16 protein-coding genes are annotated in these 17,284 nt (G+C 58.0%); 9 read left to right on the top strand and 7 right to left on the bottom strand.

What is annotated here, in order from left to right; translation table 11 throughout:
• Positions 1 to 3: 3 nt before the first annotated feature.
• Positions 4 to 1,077, bottom strand: coding sequence for a substrate-binding domain-containing protein (locus B0E33_RS29155; RefSeq protein WP_077294150.1), 1,074 nt, complete (start codon positions 1,075 to 1,077; stop codon positions 4 to 6).
• 377 nt (positions 1,078 to 1,454) lie between these two features.
• Between B0E33_RS29155 and B0E33_RS29145 the strand changes: the two genes are divergently transcribed.
• From B0E33_RS29145 to B0E33_RS29130, 4 genes are all read left to right on the top strand, one after another.
• Entirely contained in the window at positions 1,455 to 2,096 is a 642-nt protein-coding gene (locus tag B0E33_RS29145; RefSeq protein ID WP_077294144.1) for an SGNH/GDSL hydrolase family protein, read from the top strand.
• A 69-nt stretch (positions 2,097 to 2,165) separates the two neighbouring features.
• Positions 2,166 to 3,254 carry an ROK family transcriptional regulator gene (locus B0E33_RS29140; protein ID WP_077294596.1) on the top strand — a complete coding sequence of 363 codons (1,089 nt, stop codon included), beginning with the start codon at positions 2,166 to 2,168 and terminating at the stop codon, positions 3,252 to 3,254.
• A gap of 111 nt (positions 3,255 to 3,365) precedes the next feature.
• Positions 3,366 to 4,487: a mannitol dehydrogenase family protein gene (locus B0E33_RS29135; RefSeq protein WP_077294141.1), complete on the top strand. Its 1,122-nt coding sequence runs from the start codon at positions 3,366 to 3,368 to the stop codon at positions 4,485 to 4,487.
• Positions 4,484 to 5,485, top strand: a complete 1,002-nt coding sequence (locus tag B0E33_RS29130; RefSeq protein WP_077294138.1) for an aldo/keto reductase — start codon at positions 4,484 to 4,486, stop codon at positions 5,483 to 5,485. Before B0E33_RS29135 ends, B0E33_RS29130 begins: the two co-directional genes overlap by 4 nt.
• On the opposite strand, the gene B0E33_RS29125 is transcribed toward B0E33_RS29130, so the two are convergent.
• Positions 5,470 to 6,372 (bottom strand): GntR family transcriptional regulator, encoded by a 903-nt coding sequence (locus tag B0E33_RS29125; RefSeq protein ID WP_228148164.1) that lies wholly within the window; start codon positions 6,370 to 6,372, stop codon positions 5,470 to 5,472. The genes B0E33_RS29130 and B0E33_RS29125 overlap by 16 nt on opposite strands.
• A 138-nt stretch (positions 6,373 to 6,510) precedes the next feature.
• Here B0E33_RS29125 and B0E33_RS29120 point away from each other — a divergent pair, with 138 nt between their 5' ends.
• From B0E33_RS29120 to B0E33_RS29105, 4 genes are all read left to right on the top strand, one after another.
• Positions 6,511 to 7,533, top strand: coding sequence for an ABC transporter permease (locus tag B0E33_RS29120; RefSeq protein WP_075281820.1), 1,023 nt, complete (start codon positions 6,511 to 6,513; stop codon positions 7,531 to 7,533).
• A 46-nt stretch (positions 7,534 to 7,579) separates the two neighbouring features.
• Positions 7,580 to 8,521: an ABC transporter substrate-binding protein gene (locus tag B0E33_RS29115; RefSeq protein ID WP_023001507.1), complete on the top strand. Its 942-nt coding sequence runs from the start codon at positions 7,580 to 7,582 to the stop codon at positions 8,519 to 8,521.
• 75 nt (positions 8,522 to 8,596) lie between these two features.
• On the top strand, positions 8,597 to 9,388 hold the full coding sequence (locus tag B0E33_RS29110; RefSeq protein WP_077294587.1) for an ATP-binding cassette domain-containing protein: 792 nt from the start codon (positions 8,597 to 8,599) through the stop codon (positions 9,386 to 9,388).
• Between the two features lie 38 nt (positions 9,389 to 9,426).
• A complete protein-coding gene (locus tag B0E33_RS29105) occupies positions 9,427 to 10,422 on the top strand; it encodes a zinc-binding alcohol dehydrogenase family protein (protein WP_077294590.1) in 996 nt (331 codons plus the stop codon).
• Between the two features lie 74 nt (positions 10,423 to 10,496).
• Here B0E33_RS29105 and B0E33_RS29100 read toward each other — a convergent pair whose 3' ends face one another.
• The 5 genes from B0E33_RS29100 to B0E33_RS29080 all read right to left on the bottom strand — a co-directional run bounded on the left by B0E33_RS29100 (position 10,497) and on the right by B0E33_RS29080 (position 16,351).
• Positions 10,497 to 11,507 (bottom strand): ABC transporter permease, encoded by a 1,011-nt coding sequence (locus B0E33_RS29100; protein WP_077294135.1) that lies wholly within the window; start codon positions 11,505 to 11,507, stop codon positions 10,497 to 10,499.
• Positions 11,508 to 11,525: 18 nt separating this feature from the next.
• The gene (locus B0E33_RS29095; RefSeq protein ID WP_077294584.1) at positions 11,526 to 13,028 is read right to left on the bottom strand and encodes a sugar ABC transporter ATP-binding protein; all 1,503 of its coding nucleotides are present in this window, start codon (positions 13,026 to 13,028) and stop codon (positions 11,526 to 11,528) included.
• Between the two features lie 93 nt (positions 13,029 to 13,121).
• Positions 13,122 to 14,069: a sugar-binding protein gene (locus B0E33_RS29090; RefSeq protein WP_077294132.1), complete on the bottom strand. Its 948-nt coding sequence runs from the start codon at positions 14,067 to 14,069 to the stop codon at positions 13,122 to 13,124.
• Positions 14,070 to 14,338: 269 nt separating this feature from the next.
• A complete protein-coding gene (locus tag B0E33_RS29085; protein ID WP_077294129.1) occupies positions 14,339 to 15,331 on the bottom strand; it encodes a substrate-binding domain-containing protein in 993 nt (330 codons plus the stop codon).
• 39 nt (positions 15,332 to 15,370) lie between these two features.
• The gene (locus B0E33_RS29080; RefSeq protein ID WP_077294126.1) at positions 15,371 to 16,351 is read right to left on the bottom strand and encodes an NAD-dependent epimerase/dehydratase family protein; all 981 of its coding nucleotides are present in this window, start codon (positions 16,349 to 16,351) and stop codon (positions 15,371 to 15,373) included.
• 180 nt (positions 16,352 to 16,531) lie between these two features.
• On the opposite strand from B0E33_RS29080, the gene B0E33_RS29075 reads away from it, so the two are divergent.
• Positions 16,532 to 17,272 carry an ATP-binding cassette domain-containing protein gene (locus tag B0E33_RS29075; RefSeq protein WP_077294123.1) on the top strand — a complete coding sequence of 247 codons (741 nt, stop codon included), beginning with the start codon at positions 16,532 to 16,534 and terminating at the stop codon, positions 17,270 to 17,272.
• The last annotated feature ends 12 nt before the right edge of the window (positions 17,273 to 17,284 follow it).

Here is a 17,284-nt window from a genome sequence, read left to right as displayed (position 1 = left end):
AGGCTATTTCTTGCCGTAAAGCTCCTGCAGCTTTTCCTCCGGCAGCTCGGTTGGCCACCAGACGTTGGCGGACAGGTCCTCGCGGTAATATTGCTTGGCCTTGTCGACGTCCCAGCCTGCCGGGTTGTAGTCGTAGTGCTTCTTCAGCTCCTTGCCTTCCAGCAGGGCGACAGCAGCACGCACACCGGCAGCCCCCTGGGCAGGCGCGTATTCCGCAGACACGGATTTAAATCCGTCCCGGATCCACTGACCGAAAAAGCCGTTGTTGCCTTCGCCGGAAATCGGCGGAATTTCAGCGCCGAACTGCTTGAACACGTCAACACAGGCACGGGTCATGTCGGCACCGGAAGACCAGATGCCGTCGACAGACGGGTTGTTCAGATAAAGCGTCTCACACAGGTTCTTGGCCTTGTCGTACTGCCAGTCGCCATGTTCCTCGGCGATGACTTCGACATTCGTGCCTTCAAGAGACTGCAGCAAGCCGTTGTAACGGTTGGTGTCTTCCGGGTGTCCGGCGAGACCGCGCAGAACCCAGATTTTGCCGTCGGTGCCAACCTCGTTGACAAGCCAGTCGCCCATCACCTTGCCGAAGTGTTCGGCGCCGCCCTGGATCTCGGTCGTATAGGCATCGCTCTCGATACGGCCGGTGTGCAGGACAACCGGAATGCCGGCTGCCACGGCCTTGGCGATCGACGCATCAGCAGACGTTGACGTCACAGGCTGGACGATGATCGCATCGACGTTCTGTGCAACCAGATCCTCGATATCGGCCACCTGCTTTTTCTGGTCGAAACCGGCGTCGAGCAGGATGAATTTGGTGATGCAGTCGTTCTTGGCAGCAGCCGCTTCGGACTCATGTGCCACCTGAACGGTCCATGTATTGGCGTTCACCCCAAAGTGGCTCATGCCGATGGTCCAGGGGCAATCCTTCTTGTATTTGCCCGCTTCGACAACCGGATTGTCGCCTTCCCTGGCCGTAACGCCATCCATCAGAAACGTGTCTTCCGCGAATGCAGGGTATGACGAGATGGCGACCGCCAGACAGCCCGCCAGCGTGGCAGGTTTGAAATATGTCATCGAAATTCCTCCTCCAAGGTCAGGCCTTTGATCTGCTTGCAGGAAGACTGCCGAGCGCCTGACCTCGGCGAACAGCCTTCCTTTACGCACAGGTCAGCCGTTCCGGCAGCGACAACGGGTGCCGGCCGGCAGACAAGGCGATGCCGTTCGCCGAAACGCATTCCGGCGGCGGGTGAACGCAACTGCGATGGGTGGGACCTCCTCCCAGGTCCGTTAAAAATCACGGCAGGACTTGCCTGTCAATAGTTATTCATATTGAATGATTAATTGGAAAGCTTGTCAGATCCCGCGAGCGATGCAATGTATGGCAACAGAGGTTTCGGCCAACCTTCGGGACAACCGACTGTTTTCAATAACTAAATCAGGACGCTGCCAGCATGCGCACGATCTTGTGTTACGGCGACTCGAACACGCACGGACAAATTCCAGGGGGGACACCACTGGATCGCTACACTCTGCTGCAGCGGTGGCCGGGTGTGCTTGCGCGTGAACTCGGCAAGGGCTGGCACATCATCGAGGAAGGCCTCAGTGGTCGGACAACGGTGCATGACGACCCCATCGAAGGCGCGCTGAAGAATGGCCGCACCTATCTGCGACCCTGCCTCATGAGCCATGCTCCTCTGGACCTTGTCATCATAATGCTGGGCACGAACGACCTGAAGGCCCGGTTCGGCCAGCCGGCGTCGGAAGTGGCAATGGGCATCGGCTGCCTGATCCACGACATCAAGGAACTCTCGCCCGGCCCTGACGGAACGGTGCCCGAGATCATGGTGGTCTCGCCGCCGCCGATGCTGGACGACATCAAGGAATGGGAGAACATCTTCAAGTCCGCCCAGCAGAAGTCCCATGAACTTGCCCTTCAGTTCGAGATCATGTCGGATTCGCTTGAGGTGCATTTCTTCGACGCGGGGTCCGTCTCGACCTGTGATCCGCTGGACGGGTTCCACATCAATGCTCAGGCACATGAGAATCTCGGTGTCGCCCTGGCGCGGGAAGTGGAGGCGATCGGGTGGAAATGAGTTCGCTGCGCGCACAGCTGCCGGCAGGAATTTATCCGGCACGGCAACGGAGGGCCTTCCATGCCTGACATGAGATTTGCTCCGCCCAATCCGCTGCGCATAGCCGACCGTGCGTCAGGCCTGAATGCCGTCAGTGTGCGAAGCTACAACGAGCGCCTGGTGCTTTCGCTGCTTCTGCAGAACTCCTCGACGACACGGCTGGAGATCGGCGAACAGACGGGCCTTTCGGCGCAGACCGTGTCCGTACTCGTCAGGTCGCTGGAGCAGGAAGGACTGGTGGCGAAGGGGGAAGCGCAAAAGGGGCGCGTCGGCCCGCCAACCGTGCCGCTGACCCTCAACCCTGAAGGGGCCTATTCCATCGGGATCAGCGTCGGCAACCGGCACACCGATATCGTTCTCATCGATTTTGTCGGCAAGATCCGCTTTCACAAGACCTTGCCCAATCCACAGCTTGCCCATGGCAGCAACCATTCGGAATTTCTGGAGACGATTGCGAGCGCGGTTAAGCTGCTGCCGGATGCGGAACGCGAACGCCTGGCTGGCGTCGGTCTTGCCCTGCCCCGCCGACTGTCGGGCGGCATGGACGAAGAAGCCTATTTCAAGGCCTTGCAGGCGGAGATCGAGGAACAGCTCGGCATTGCCGTTTTTGTCCAGAACGACATCACCGCAGCGGCCAGCGGTGAGAGCATGTTCGGCGCTGCCAAGACACTTTCGGACTATATGTTCTTCTACCTCGGCGCCGACCTGCACGGCCGCCTTGTCCTCAATCACCAGATCTACAACGGCAATTCCGAAGTCAGCTTCGATGTCGGCATTGCGGCGCTGGAGAGAGACCTGTCGGCACAGGGCAAGGAAGTCGACCCGCTCTGGGACCGTTCAGGATCCTGGCCAGACTACGGTGCTCTGGTGAGCGATTGGGAAGAACGGCTGATTGCCCAGATGCGCGCCTCCCTGCATGGGGTTGGCCAATTCGTGGAAATCGAAACAGTCATCCTGTCGTCTTATGCGCCTGAAAGCATTTGCCGGGACATCTGCCGGAAACTGGAAGCAGCAGCCCCGCAGATCAAGGCAATCGCCGGCAACATCGTGCCGGCACCGAAGGCGATCGGCGCTGCCAGCCTGCCGTTCAGTTCCAGGTTCATGGTCAGCGGAAACTGACCCGCTGATGTCTATACCCCCGACAACCGCCTGATCTTTTCCGCGGTCGGAAATTGCTTGATTTAAAATGTTCATAATAATAATAAACATAAAATCATTCGGGAGAGAGCCATGTCGACGTCAGCGATCGTTCAATTCGGGACCAGCCGCTTCCTGCAAGCGCATGCGGATCTATTCATTTCCGAAGCCATTGCCGAAGGGCAGGACGTCGGACCGATCACGGTGGTTCAAACCAGTGGCGACGCGTCCCGGGCACATCGCCTGAAGGCGCTTGCAGACCCTTCCGGCTACGAAGTCCGGATCAAGGGCATCGACAACGGCACCCTGGTGGACACAAGCAAGACCGTCAGCAGCATCAAACGTGCCTTGTCCTTGCCGGAAGACCTGGCCGAGGTCGCGAAAGCCGTTGCCGGCGAGGCAAGGATTATCCTCTCCAACACCGCTGATGCGGGCTATCGGCCAAGTGAGGCAGACAAGAGCACCGACTTTTCCATCGACATGTCCTATCCGGCCAAGCTGACGTGGTTCCTGTTCCAAAGGTTCGGCATGGGCGGCGCTCCGGTGCAGGTCATGCCGGCCGAACTCATTCCCGAAAACGGCAATGTTCTGAAGGGTCTCGTCCTTTCCATTGCAGCTCTTTACCCGCCTGAATTTGCAGACTGGCTCCGCTCAAACGTGACCTGGGTGAATTCCCTGGTCGACAGGATCGTCTCCGAGCCGCTGGATCCCGCCGGAGCTGTCGCCGAACCCTATGCGCTTTGGGCAATAGAGAAACAACCCGGCCTCATTCTGCCCTGCGTGCACCCATGCGTGCAGGTGGTCGAGGATCTGGAACAGGTCGAGACCCTGAAGCTTTTCATCCTGAACCTTGGACACACCTACCTGGTGTCACGATGGCTGGCTGCAGGCGGTTCGTCCCTGCAGTTTGTCCGGGAACTGATTGACAGTCCCGACTATGGCCCCGACCTTACAGATCTCTATCGACGCGAAGTCATCCCTGCCTTCGAGGCTCATGGCCGCAAGAACGAAGCGGAAGCCTATGCCGCCACGACAATCGACAGGTTCAAGAACCCGTTTCTGGACCACAAGCTTGCCGACATCGCACAGAACCACGGGGAAAAGATAGACCGACGTATTTCATCTTTCCTGTCCTGGGCACGGAAAGCCGACGCGTCACTTCAGATGCCCCGGCTGGATGCAGTGGCGGCTGGTGCCGAGGCAGCAAGCGCATGAGGGCACGCAGACAGATCGGCAACACAGGTGTTCAGGTAACGGATATCTCCTTCGGAGCCTCCGCCATCGGAAACATGGGTCGGGTAGTGCCGGAACCAGAGGCAAACGACGTTCTCCAGTCTGCCTGGGACGCCGGGATCCGGTACTTCGACACCGCACCTCATTATGGCCGTGGCCGGTCGGAAGAGCGGCTAGGCCGGTTCCTGAAGTCCAGGCGGCGTGAAGACTACGTCCTGTCCACCAAGGTTGGACGCGTTCTGTCACCGGGAACTCCTCTGAAGGAGGCCGACGGTTTTTTCAACCCGCTTCCGAACGCTGTTCGCTACGACTATTCCGGTGACGGCATTGAAGCGTCGCTGGAAGGCAGTTTCGAGCGGCTGCAGACGCGCCATGCCGATATCGTCTACATCCACGACATCGGCACCTACACACATGGCGCTTCAAACGAAACACATATGCAGGACTTGCTGGCGACCGGGCTCGACCGGTTGCAAAGGTTGAAAGCCAAGGGAAAAATCCGCGCCTTCGGCCTCGGCGTGAATGAAACCCGGGTTTGTCTCGACCTTCTGAACGAGACCGACCTGGACGCCATCCTGCTTGCAGGACGCCTGACCCTGCTCGACCGGGAAGCCGAAGACCAACTCGTCGGGCGGTGCCGGGAAAAAGGCACAAGCCTGGTTCTCGGCGGGATCTTCAATTCCGGAATTCTGGCAACGGGACCGGTTGAGGGCGTCTGGTTCGATTACGCACCTGCGCCAGCGGAAATCCTGGCAAAGGTGACCGCGCTCAAGGAACAGGCGGAAACACTGGGACTTCCGCTTGCCAGCGCGGCCCTTCACTTCGCCCACAGCTATCCCGGTGTCGCCTCTGTTCTGCTCGGCACATCGAAGGCCTCATCCTTGAAGCGCAATCTCGACTGCCTCGCCGAAGCACCGCCTGCCAGCTTTTCAAGAGTGTTTGGCACCCCTGCGCAAGAGGGCCTTCAGGCGAACTTGTGAACCCGCAGCGACTGCAGAAGCGTTTCCTTCGATCTCCGCAGATGCTTTAGCGCTGCGGCTTCCGACCTTGCGCCGTCCTTGTCGAGCATCGCGTCGATCCATTCCAGATGCTCCTCGATCGCGGCCGCATTGCGTTCCAGCTCGTCGCGTTTGTCCCACATGTAGTGGTAGTTGAAGATCAGCTTGATGAGCTTCTGTGCCTCGAGAACAAACCGGTTTTTGACCACGCTGTTGACGGCTGAATGAAACTTTTCGTCCAGCAGGGAAAAGTCGTGATACCGCTCCTCAAGGACCGATTTCAGGTCCTCATGTTCGCGCTTCAAGGCCTTGAGCTTTTTCCAGATCTCGTGCTCGGGCGGAAGGGTCAGCAGCTGCCGGACCGCATTCAGCTCGAGAACCATTCGAAACTCTGACAGTTCAACCGCAAATTCCGACGTGAACCCAAGGAGCGACCAGCCTCCTCTTGGACGGCGCTCCACAAGACCGAGACGGCTCAGTCCGGCCAGAAATTCCTGCAGGTTGTGGACGGGAACACCGAATTGCCGCGACAGTTGCGCCACGTTGAGCGACGTCCCCGCCGGAACGTCGAAACGCAGGATCCATTCAAAGAACCTGTGCTCCAGTTCCTCCGTGGACAGGGAACTTTCGGCAGGAACCAGGCGGTGCTCCACCTGAGGTTTCCGGATCAGCGTCTTGGTACGGCCTTCCCAGCGAATGAGATTGTCGCTGTCCAGCTTTTGCAATGCGGTGCGTACGATGGTTCTGCTGACTTCCATCTTGTCCGCAAGCGCGGTCTCGGCGGGCAACTCGTCGCCAATCGCCATGGTGCTGCAGATGTCCAGCAACCTGTTGTATGCGCGCCTGAATCGTTCGTCCGTTCTTGCCATGGCAGCAACCTAACATATCCAAAACGCTGAACAATTCCGATTGTTTGTATTAAAAAATAAAAAACTGTTGACGCATCACATTACCTGACCTCATATTGTTTTTAATAATTTTATTCAATATCCGGCCCGGGAGGATTTATGGCGGATCTTGATCGAGGCGCAGAGCCAGCTTCCTGGACCTTCAAACTGTCTGCCGGTTCCTTTCACAAGTTATCGGCGCTCCTGACCCTTGCCCTGCTGATCTTCGCGTTCTCGTTTGGAAACGCGGCCTTTTTCTCCATCAACAACGGCCTGACTGTGCTGCTGCAGACGTCCGTCATCGGCTTGCTGGGCATCGGGATGACGATGGTCATCATTACCGGCGGCATCGACCTGAGCGTCGGCTCTGTGCTTGCCCTTTCCGGAACAATCACCGGATTGAGCATCAAGGCAGGCGTGCCGGTCGGTCCCGCCATGGCGATCGGCGTGATGGCCGGCGCCGCTTGCGGTTTCATCAACGGCTTCGTCATTACCAAAATGCGGATCACCCCGTTCGTGGCAACGCTCGGCATGATGCTGATCGCCCGAGGCGTTGCCCTCCAGCTGACGGGCGCAGCACCGATTTCGCGCCTGGGCGAAAGTTTCGGTCTTCTGGGCAATGGCTCCTTGTTCCGCATCGTGGAGAAAACCGGCGGCATCTTCCCGAAAGTCGTCTTCCCCGGAATTCCCTATCCGGTCATTCTGCTCGCGGTTGTCGCACTTGCCGCTGCCTATCTTCTCAGGCGCCGCCAGATCGGTCGGCATATCTATGCCACAGGCTCGAACGAGGAAGCCGCGCGCCTCTCCGGTGTCCTGGTCGATCGCACCAAGATCTTCGCCTACGTCCTTTCAGGAGCTCTTGCAGGTCTCGCGGGCAACGTCCTGATGTCCCGTCTCGTGACGGTTCAGCCGAACGAAGGCGTCATGTACGAGCTCGACGCGATCGCCGCGGCAGTCATCGGCGGGGCTTCGCTCATGGGCGGCGTCGGCAATATTTCCGGAACGATGATCGGCGCAGCCATCATCGGCGTTCTGCGGAACGGCCTCAACATGGCCGGCGTGTCCGCATTCATCCAGCAAATCGTGATCGGCGTCATCGTCATTCTGGCGGTCTACGTCGATCAGATCAGAAACCGGCGCTGAGAAAGCCGGACGATTTCCAGAGCAACTTCAGACGGAGGAGAATGAAATGAAGAAGCTTTTGACCACAGCGATGATGGCAAGTGCCCTTGCGCTGTCCGCAGCAGCCGCGCAGGCCGGAGAAATTGCGGTCATCGTCAAGACGACGAATTCCAACTTCTGGCAGAACGTGAACAAGGGCGCCAGCGCAGCCATCGAAGGCCAGTCGGACCACACAATGACCTTCAACGGTCCGGCGTCGGAATCGGCCGTTGCCGATCAGGTCAGCCTTGTCGAGAACGCCATCAACCGCGGCGTATCCGGAATTGTCCTGGCACCATCCGATCCGGAAGCCCTGATCCCGGCAGTGAAGAAAGCGTATGAATCGGAAATTCCCGTCGTCATCATCGACTCCGGCCTCGCCGACAACGGCAAGGAATTTTACCAGTCATTCCTGTCGACCGATAACTGCGCTGCCGGTCAACTGGTTGCCGACAAGATGATTTCGGAAGTCGGGACAGAGGGCAAGGTTGCCGTGATGTCCTATGTCGCGGGTGTCGGCTCCGAACTTGGCCGCGTCGGCTGCTTCGTCAAGCGGATCGAGGATCAGTCCAAGATCGAGATCGTCGGCCCCTATTACTCCCAGTCACAGATGGCCACCGCCTTGAACCAGACCACCGACGTTCTTGCGGCAAACCCGGATCTCGTCGGCATTTTCGGTGCCAACGAACCGACAGCCATCGGCATGGGCCGGGCCCTGGCGCAAGCTGGCAAGGCCGGCAAGGTCACGGCAATCGGCTTTGACGGCAACACCGACCTTCAGGATTTCGTCCGCGACGGAACTCTGGCCGCGACTGCCGTTCAAGGCTCGTTCCAGATGGGCGAGATCGGCGTTCAGACCATTCTGAAGCTTTTGAACGGTGAACAGGTCCCGAACTTCATCGACACCGGCGTTGTCCTGGCGACCAAGGACAACATCGATCATCCGAGCGTTCAGAACGTCCTTTACTAACGCACCACAATGCGGCCGGAAGCCTTTCTGTTCAAAGGCTTCCGGTCTTTTCAATCGTCGATCGGGACACGGAATATGAAACCAGATGCACAATCCGCGGCACCGCTGGTGCAGATGGAGGCAATCGAAAAGCACTTTGGCGGCATAAGGGCGGTAAATGATGTTTCTCTGGAGCTTTATCCAGGTGAAGTCGTTGGCGTTCTCGGCCACAACGGCGCCGGCAAATCGTGTCTGATGCGCATCCTGTCCGGGGCCATGATCCCCAATGAGGGGACAATCCGCGTCAATGGCGAAATCGCCGACATTCAATCGCCTCACGACGCCCGCGATCTGGGCATCGAAACCATCTACCAGACGCTTGCCCTTGCAGATCATCTGAACGCACCCGCCAACCTGTTTCTCGGCCGGGAACTGAAAACAAGGTTCGGAAATCTGGACGACAGCAGGATGATGGCCGAGGCGGTCCGCGTTCTGAAAAGGCTCAACCCGAACTTCAAGAACCTGAACGATCCGGTGTCGAGCCTCTCGGGCGGTCAGCGCCAGGTTGTTGCCATTGCCAGAGCGATCTATTTTGACGTCAAGATCCTAATCATGGACGAGCCGACAGCCGCTCTCGGCCCTTCGGAAACGGCCATGGTCGGTGCCTTGATCAGACAATTGCGCGAAGAAGGAATAGGCATCCTCCTGGTGAGCCACGACATGCATGACGTGTTCGAACTCTGCGATCGTGTCATAGTGATGAACAAGGGCCGTAAAGTCGGCTCGCACCGGATTGAAGACGTGACCAAGGATGATGTTCTCAGCCTTATCATCAAGGGCGACCTTCCTCACGACTGGGCTCCCAGGAGCCGGAAAGCCGTTCAATGAATATTGAAAAGACCAAATCACCGGCAGTGGCCCGATCAATGGAATGCGGTACCGTCATCGAACCGGGTGTTTTCAGGCTCGAAACGCGGGTCCTGCCCGAAGACGCGCCGGACGGCTGGGTGCTTGTGGACATCGAGGCCGTCGGCATTTGCGGCACCGACTACCATATTCTGGAAGGCAAGCACCCTTTCCTGAACTACCCGCGTGTCATCGGTCATGAGCTAAGCGGCAGGATCGCGGAAAGTGTCGGCCCGTGGACTGCCGGGGAACTGGTGGTGATCAACCCGTATCTTTCGTGCAACGCCTGCCGGGCCTGCATGAAGGGCAAACCGAACTGCTGCAGCAGCATCGAGGTTCTCGGTGTTCACCGGGATGGCGGAATGTGTTCCCGCATCGCCGTTCCCCAGCAAAATCTCTATCCGGCGACCGGCTTGACGGAACTTCAGGCGGCGATGGTGGAGTTTCTTGCAATCGGGGCCCATGCCGTTCGCCGGGCGGCGTTATCTGCCGACGACAGGGTTCTGGTCACCGGGGCCGGTCCCATCGGCATCGGCACAGCTCTCTTTGCCCGGCTTTCGGGAGCCGAAGTCCATCTTCTGGACATGAGCCAAACACGGCTGGCCCAGGCGACGGAAAAATTCGGCTTCAAGAACACGCATCTCGTCGGAACCGACATTCTGTCAGGTCCGCTGCAAGACGGCTTCGACGTGATTTTCGATGCAACAGGCAATGCGGCCGCGATCGAAGCCGGCTTTCCTCTTCTTGCGCATGGCAGCCGCTATGTGCTGGTGAGCGTCGTGAAGGAAACCATCAGCTTCAGCGACCCGGAGTTTCACAAGCGCGAAACCCAGATCATCGGCAGCAGAAACGCCACGAGAGAAGACTTCGAGACCGTCATGTCGGCAATTCGCTCAGACCGGATCGACACCGACGCGCTGTGCACGCTGACCGTGCGCCTCGAGGATCTTCCGGCGAAGATCAAGGAGCTGGCGACAGACAGGGAAGCCTTGATCAAGGCCATCGTCACTCTCTAAGCCCCCTTGTCGGATCAGGCAGCCCACCAGCAGGCCTGCCCGGTCCATGCTCGCTCAAGATTGAAAAAGCGACATCATACCGCTTCCGAACGCGGCTCCCGGTTGGCCGGTGCAATGGTCGCAAGGGCGCTTGCCTGGCGCCGGGAGTTCCTGTGTTTGGCGATCTGATTGTCTGCGATGACACCGATCAGGATTACGCTGCCCATAACCGCAAAGTTGAGCGATGAGGGAATGCCGAGCAGATTGACGAGATTCTGAAGCATCTGCAGCAGAACGACACCCAACACGACGCCGACAACGGACCCCTCCCCTCCCCTTAGGGAAAATCCTCCCAGCACGGCGGCTGCAATTGCATAGAGTTCATAAAAATTGCCGTGGGATGCGGGGTGGATGGAGCGGGTATACATGGCAAAGAAGATGGCCGAGAGACCGGTTAGAACAGCGCAGATGACATAGGCCAGAGCAATGACCCGCCTCGTGTTGATTCCGGTGTAGCGGGCTGCTTCCTCGTTCTTGCCCACAGCGAAAAGATGCCTGCCGAAAACTGTGCGATGAAGCACGAACCAGGCGATCACCGCTATAATGGTGAAGGCGATAATCGAGTGGGGGACACCACCGCTCCGCCCCGAAATCAGCCACTCCAGAACCGGAAAACTGTCTCCGAACGAAAAGCCTGCCGTCCCGTCCTTGGTGTAGAACCGCGCGACCCCGCGATAGATCAGGAGGCCGCACAAGGTGACGATGAAGGGCTGAAGCTTCAACCGGGTGATCAGCCAGCCGTGGATGAAACCGAAACAGGCTCCCAGCAGAAGCACGATCAGGCAGGCAACCGGCCAGGGAACGCCCTGCTGAACGATCAGATCGACGAAGATGACACCAAGGAGCGCGATAAGAGAACCGACGGACAACTCGATACCGGCCGTCACGATCACGAAAGCTTCTGCAAGGGAAAACAGCCCGAAAAGACCAATGAGATTGGCCGTGTTCGCCAGGTTGATCGGCGACAAGAACCGGGGATTGATCAGGGCGACAACTGTCCCGACCACCAGAACAAGTACCGCCAGTCCGATATCCTTCTTTTGCATTCTGTCTCCCCAACTCCCTTACCCGACCGCCAGCCGGAGTATGTTTTCTTCCGTCAGTTCGTCACGACCCAGGATCCCCGACACGTGCCCCCGACGCATGACGGCCACACGATCCGACACCCCGATGACTTCCTCCATGTCGCTCGAGATCATCAGGATACCGACGCCTTCGTCCGCGAGCGCCTGCATGAGGTGATAGACTTCCGCCTTCGCGCCCACATCGATGCCTCTGGTCGGTTCGTCGAAAATGAGAACCTTTGGCTTCATCGCCAGCCACTTCGCCAGCACCACCTTCTGCTGGTTTCCGCCGGACAACTCAGCAGCGGCCCGTGTGATGGCGCTGGTCTTGATGGAAAGCCGGTCGCGCGAGCTTTCCGCCAACGTTGCCTCGCGCGCCCGGTCAACGACACCGCGGCGGCTCAGCTTGTTGAGACAGGGCAAGGAAATGTTCGCGCAGATCGCAAAATCAAGAAGAAGGCCCTGCTCTTTTCTGTTTTCCGGCACCAACGACAGCCCTGCGGCAATCGCTTCTGGAACTGAATGAGTTTGCAATTCCCGGCCGTTGAGCCGGATGGTGCCATCAACCAGAGGCTCCACACCGAAGACAGCGCGTGCAAGTTCCGTTCGGCCCGCACCTACCAAACCGGCAACTCCGAGGATCTCACCGGCATGAAGTGTCAGGTCGACGTGTGAGCCGGGAAAAGTCGACGTGCGCACACCCTGCAGCTCAAGCACCGGCTCGCGCAATTGGTGGGGCTTTTTTTCATAGAACTGACCGACATCCCTGCCGATCATCATCCGCACCATTCTGTCCTTGCGGATGCCGGCGCCCACCAGTGCGCCTGCGTTCCTGCCATCGCGCAGGCACACAACCCTGTCCGCGACGTCTTCCACTTCACTCAGACGATGGCTGATAAACAGGATTGCAACGCCCTGATCTTTCAGCTGCCGCATGACCTGAAGCAGCCTGTCGGTTTCCGACAAGGTGAGACTTGACGTCGGCTCATCGAGAATGACCAGGCGTGCATTCATCGACAATGCGCGGGCAATTTCGAGCAATTGCTGATCTGCGAGCGAAAGGTCCGCAACGGAGTCGCTGGCACCGAAACGCGTACCGAGCATCTCGAGAATAGGCTCCACCTTGGCCACCATGGCGCGCCGGTCGAGCAATCGTAGCGGACCGGATGTGATTTCGCGGCCCAGAAGCACGTTTGCGGTCACGTCAAGATTTGAAAACGGATTGAGCTCCTGATGGACGAAGGCAATGCCGAGCGCAGAAGCTTCGGCCGGGGTCAGTCCACCGGTCCGGACGCCGTCTATGATAATATCACCCCCGTCAGGGGAGATCGCGCCACCCAGCACTTTCATCAAGGTGGACTTGCCGGCGCCGTTTTCGCCGATCAGGCCAACGATTTCTCCGCCCTTGATGCTCAAATCGACATCCTGAAGGGCAACGACACCCGGATAGACTTTCGTTACCCGTGTGAGTTCGAGGGAAATCTTCTCAAATCCGGGGATCAAGGTTTTGGCTCCGCCATAATGATCAGCTTCGGCTGCACGGGCCGGCAATAATCCGGTCCGCGCAGCCTCAGGGTCCGCCTGGGAGGGCCCGACCTAGCCTTTGATGCGCTCTTTCAGCTGCTGTTCGAACGGATCGACATTTTCCGCATCGATGATCTTCGTCGGTACGATGATCAGACCATCAGCCGGAATTCCGGATTTGTCGCCTTCCAGAAAGTCGGCCATCAGGTGCATGCCCTGATAGCCCCACTGATAAGGATCCTGCACCACCGTTCCGGCGAAGCTGCCTTCACGGATAGCACCGAGAGTGATCGGGTCCTCGTCGAAGGCAATGACGGTGATTTCACGCAGTTTGCCAGCCGCCTGAAGCGCTTCGTAGATCTTCGGGGGATTGTATGAGTAGAAGCCGACCATGCAGTCGATTTCCGGATTGGCAGCGAGAACGTCATCGACGTTCGACCGGGCCTTGGCGAAGTCGACGTCGTCACCTCGGACGTCGACCAGCTCGATGCCCTTGTCTTTCACGGTTTCGCGGAAACCGGCGATGCGTTCCTTGGCGTTATCGGCACCGAGAAAGCCGACAAAACCCATGCAGGTTCCCCCGTCCGGCAAGGCCTTGATTGCAATTTCGCCAGCCTGATTTCCAGCAAGCGTGTTCGAAGACCCCAGATAGGCAATCCGGTCGCTTTCCGGTGCATCGCTGTCCGTCGTGAACAGCGGCACCTGTGCGGCAACACGATTGAAGGCGTCGGTCGATGTCTTGGGATCCACAGACGAAATCATGATGGCGTCAGTCCCGGCAGCCACCAAGTCGTCCATGAGGGCATTCTGAAGCGCTGCCGTTCCCTGGGCGGGATACCGGAACTGAAGCTCATAGCCGGGCAGCTCCGCCTGCGCGGCGTTCACGCCGGCTTCAGCCAGTTTCCAGAAGTCGGAGGCCGCGTTCACAACGAATGCCAATTGCGGCTTTTCCTGCGAATGCGCCGCCGTGGCGGCGAGTGTGGCAATGGCTGCCACGCAAAGGGTTTTACGAAGTTTCAATTTTTCCTCCCTGTCTCTGGGCAACGATACATCGCCCGCAACAAATTATTACTAATATTAATTAATTGAAGTTTTCAAGCATTAATTAACAAGCCATCCTTTGCAGCTAATCGAGGGTAATATTTCGAACCTTGGCACCCTTCACGAAAAAGATCTGATGGGCGCACGCACGCGCGCCGGCGGGAAAGCGCCATGTGAAAGCCATGGCCCCGCCAGGAAAAAGCGCCGCCGAACCAATGCGCCAGTTCGGCGGCCAGTGGAGAAGTTGTCTAGTTGTCTGCGCAGAAACCAGGATCTTCCTGGTTACAGACATCCAGCCCCGTATAGAGCGGATCGTCTACGCTATCTCCGTTGATGAGCTGCATCATCACGTCCGGTGCACGATAGCCCATTTCAAACGGCCTCTGGCCGACCTGAGCATGACTCCTGCCATCGCGGAAGGCTTTCGTCTGAGGCGGCAAGGTATCGCCGGCGATGATGATCAGATCCTTGGACTTCAGCTTGTCCATCACCTGATCCGTCACCTGCGTATAGGCCTGCGGCGCGAACTGAGCCCACCCACCGATCAGGATGAACGCATCAAGATCGGGATTGGCGATGAACGTGTCAGCCATCTGCTGGTTTGCAAGATCAGCCTGGTCATTGGTGAAAACGGGACATCCATCGATCTCGGTCCAGCCGTTCTGGCCAGTCAGGCGATCGACACCTTTTTCTCCAGCGGCCGTATCACGGAACCCCTGAGCCCGGGCATTGATATTGTCGGCAGCAACGTTTCCAAGTTGCAGGCACACCGTTCCGCCATCCGCCTTGAGCTTCGCGGCCTCCTCGGCCATCTTGACGCCCATCAGATAATTGTCGGTGCCAAGATAGGTCTTGCGAAGGTCGCGGTCGTCGGCCAGGAAATCCGCATCAATGGTCATGACCGGCACGCTTGGCGCGATCTGACGGATGCGGTTTGCCATGGCAGGCGCGTTGGACGGCGAAATGGCGATTGCGGCAACACCGCGGGTAAGCAGATCATCCACGATCTGGACCTCGCCAGCCTCGTCGGCGGATGATGCGGGGCCGGTATAAAGACATTCATATTCGCTGTCCGCGTTTTCGGACATCCACTTCTGGCAACCCAGATTGATCTGTTCGAAGAAAGGGTTATCAAGCCCCTTCACCACGATTGCGAGGGTTTTCTTGTCTTGTGCAAGGCTCGATCCGACTGAAATTGCCAAAACGGCAGCGGCGCCAAGCAACAGTAAATTCCGTCTCATGCGTGTCACTCCCTTCTGTCCAGCAGGTCCCGGAGCGATTTACCCCGGGTACCAGATTTTACGGGGATCTTTGATGTCCCTTCTGTAGTTCCAGGCCCCTTCAACAAGAGCCTCCAGGTCTACCGACGGTTCCCAGCCCAGCCTCTGGCGCGCCTTGGAATTGTCGAGCCAGTTGCTGTGGAGAGAGGTCGGAATTTCCGCGATTTCGTAGGATCTTGTGGCCGCGAGATGGCTGGCGACGCACCGGTAGTCTACCGGTTCGTTCATGGAGATATTGAAAAGCTGGCCAGCCGCCTTCGGACTGTCCAATGCCGCAAGGATCGCGGAAACAAGATCATCCACGTGCACAAAATTGCGCTTGAGCGGCGCGCCTTCCCGGTCCAGCAGCAACGGGGCAAATCGGCCGCCGGCAAGGCGCTGGATTTCATCGGCGGCAAGAAAGTCCGACCACAAGGGGCCGCCGAACTGGTCTGGACCAAAGCTCAGCGCAAACTTGAAGTCGTCCTTTTCCATGATCCAGGGTGCGCGCAATATGCAGCCGTTCAGACCATATTGATGCCGGTATTGCTCCAGCATTACCTCTTCCAGAACCTTGGTCAGGGCATAACAACCCGGATAAGCCTTGCGTTCCGAAGTTTCCGTAACCGGCTCCGAATATGGCTGGAAGGCATGACCAACGGCACAGTCCCCGCTGATCAGAACGAATTGCCTTGCATTTGCCAGTTTCCGGAACTCTTCGAGCAGGACAAACATTCCTTTCACGGAAACGTCGATTGCAAGTTCGGGAGATTCCTTGACGGCTGCCATGTGAAGCACATGCGTAACACCGGCCATGGCTTTCGACACACAAGCAGGATCGGCAATTGAGCCGCGGATGACCTCTACGCGGTCGCCGGGATCGATCGTCCGGTTGTTGCACAGAGCCACAACACTCCACCCGCTGAACATGTCCTCAGACAGAAAGCGCGGCAGGAAGTTTTGCCCGACCTTGCCCGTGGCACCTGTAAGCAGAAGCTTCATTTATCTCCCCTTGCCTTTATTAAATAATATTTACTAATATTAATTAGTCAAGAATTGAAAAACGACACCAAAACGTGTGTCATGCGGTAAGCTGAAACCGGCCTGTCACGGGGACATAACCGGGAGGACTTCCCAAGTGGCGACGTCCATCTGGCCGGGTGTTTGGGGAGGAAAATCAGAATGTCGAGGCTGAGGCTGAGCGGAATCTCAAAAAGCTTTGGAGCCATTCAGGCTTTGAACGACGTATCCCTGGAAGTGGCTCCGGGCGAGGTGCTGGGACTGATGGGGGACAACGGTGCGGGTAAATCAACCCTGGTAAAGATCGTTGCGGGCAACTTCAGGCCCACCCACGGTTCGATTTCCATTGATGACACCAGCATGGATTTTCATCGTCCGCTCGACGCGCAGGTAGAAGGTATTGAGGTCGTTTATCAGGACCTGGCGCTTTGCGATAACCTGTCGGCGGCGTCCAATGTCTTTCTTGGCAGAGAGCCGCGGCGGTCCTTCGGCGGGATCAAGCTGCTGGACTATGCCACCATGTACAAGCGCTCAGCGGATCTATTCGCGGTCCTCAAATCCGAAACCCGCCCTCGAGACCTTGTCAGGCGTATGTCCGGCGGGCAGCGGCAGGCTGTGGCCATTGCAAGAACGCTTCTTTCCAACGCCAAAATCGTCCTCATGGATGAGCCGACCGCCGCCATTTCGGTACGCCAGGTTGCCGAGGTCCTGGACCTGATCCATCGGCTGAGTGACCAGGGTATCAGCGTTGTCCTGATCAGCCACAGAATGCCGGATGTGTTTGCGGTCTGCAGCCGCATCGCCGTGCTGCGAAGAGGACAACTCGTGGCTTGCAAGCCGGCAAACGAAAGTTCTCCGGAAGAGGTGACCGGTTTGATTACCGGCGCCATTGAAACGGCTTGAGGGGGATCACAC

Origin of the sequence: Roseibium algicola (assembly GCF_001999245.1) — a bacterium.
Taxonomy (GTDB): domain Bacteria; phylum Pseudomonadota; class Alphaproteobacteria; order Rhizobiales; family Stappiaceae; genus Roseibium; species Roseibium algicola.
The sequence above is the reverse complement of the archived record's forward strand: the minus strand, read 5'-3'. Positions and strand labels throughout refer to the sequence as shown.